We start from the raw sequence: 1,523 nt of genomic DNA, 5'->3' as shown, positions 1-1,523 counted from the left end.
AATGAAATTATTCAAATATTTATAGGATTTGTTGTTCCATCTTCATCGGGACATGCTAGTCTCACTATGCCAATAATGGCTCCCCTTGCTGATTTTTTGTCAATTCCAAGAGATTCAGTTGTTATTGCCATGCAAACTGCATCTGGGCTTATTAATTTAATAACACCTACTAGCGGAGTTATAATGGCTGTATTGGGGATATCTAGATTAAGCTATGGTACGTGGTTTAAATTTGTTTTGCCATTATTTATTATTGAATTCTTTATTTCTATTTTAGTTATTATAGCTAACATTTATTTGAGTTTTTAGGGTTGGGTTATTTTTATTTTAGCTGGGTAAAGGTATAAGCAAGTTATCTAGTGGTTGTTTTTACTTAATATAATAGAAAGACTACAATTTTATTAATTTTAGCATTACAAATTAACAAATATGCAAAAAAAATGAAAATTTAAAACAAATTTCTATCTTTTCAATTTTAAAACTAAATCTTAGTAAAGAAAATAAAAAGAACAGTAAATTATTTTACAAAAAAATCTTTCAAAGAAAACAGAATTAGCCATAATAAAAGCAACTTAATTATAAAACAAAAAAAATTAAATGAGACGCTTAATGAATATTGGCACCAGAATAAAGAAATGTAAAGTTTTCATTATAATATATTCTTTATATAGTGTCTTAAGCTCAACTCTTTACAAATTTTTTATTTTTAATATTTTTTTCTTCAAAGAAAAGTATTTTAACTAGTATTTATTCAATCTCACCAATACTGAGTAACCTTTCATTATTTAAATATTTAACCTTATCTTGTGCAAATAATCCCCCATCATGTTATTATTTTCAATAGATGCAATAAAAAAATATTCTTAAAATAAAAAGAATTGATTCTTCAAGAATGTTAGCTAAAATATACTGAGTAATTTCTTTACCCGACAATTTAAATTCTTTGTCATATATGTTTTTTGCAATTTTAAATATTATAAGTCATCGGGTCTCTCATAGAGCATCACTCTTAAAGTTTTTTTAATTATCCCTTTTTCTTTGACTATTTGTTCTTTTTCAACTGCTATCATATTACTTGTCTTTAGATAGCTTTCTTTTCTTATAAGGGGCTAAATAAAATAAACCATTCTTGTTCTTCAAAACCCCTGCATCAAATTTTAAAGCAAAATTCATGATTCAGGGCAGTGATAATATTATTAAAGAAATAACCAGTAGCTTAAAAGATGGTAAAAATGATCCTTATAAAGGAATTGAACTAAATATAAACTAAATTAAAAAACTATCTCCTATTCAAGAATCAATTATTGAATTTAAAGATAGTAAAGAATTTATCTTAATTAACAAAATATTTAGTCAATTCGGTGTTCTTGGTGAAGTTTGTCCCTTTTTAGATTCGGATTATTAAAGGATGGCTTTTTGTTTGAAATTGTAAGTAAAAAAGCAAGTATAATTATTTAAAATTGATTAAACCATTAAATTTGTGTCTTTTAAAAGTATAAGTATACTTCCATAAATAAATATGC

At 24.8% G+C, this 1,523-nt stretch carries 3 pseudogenes; 2 read left to right on the top strand and 1 reads right to left on the bottom strand.

The window, feature by feature from the left end:
• Positions 1 to 309 (top strand): annotated as a pseudogene (locus BSV1_RS06510) (YfcC family protein); the annotation flags it as partial.
• Between the two features lie 378 nt (positions 310 to 687).
• On the opposite strand, the pseudogene BSV1_RS07080 reads toward BSV1_RS06510, so the two are convergent.
• Positions 688 to 1,141, bottom strand: a pseudogene (locus BSV1_RS07080) (class I SAM-dependent DNA methyltransferase); the annotation flags it as partial.
• Here BSV1_RS07080 and BSV1_RS06500 point away from each other — a divergent pair.
• Positions 1,139 to 1,375 (top strand): annotated as a pseudogene (locus tag BSV1_RS06500) (hypothetical protein); the annotation flags it as partial. The pseudogenes BSV1_RS07080 and BSV1_RS06500 sit on opposite strands and share 3 nt — an antisense overlap.
• Positions 1,376 to 1,523: the final 148 nt, after the last annotated feature.

The organism is [Borrelia] finlandensis (genome assembly GCF_000181875.2).
In the GTDB taxonomy this organism is placed as follows: Bacteria; Spirochaetota; Spirochaetia; order Borreliales; family Borreliaceae; genus Borreliella; species Borreliella finlandensis.
Note: the sequence above shows the minus strand (reverse complement) of the source record. Positions and strands in the feature narration are given on the sequence as shown.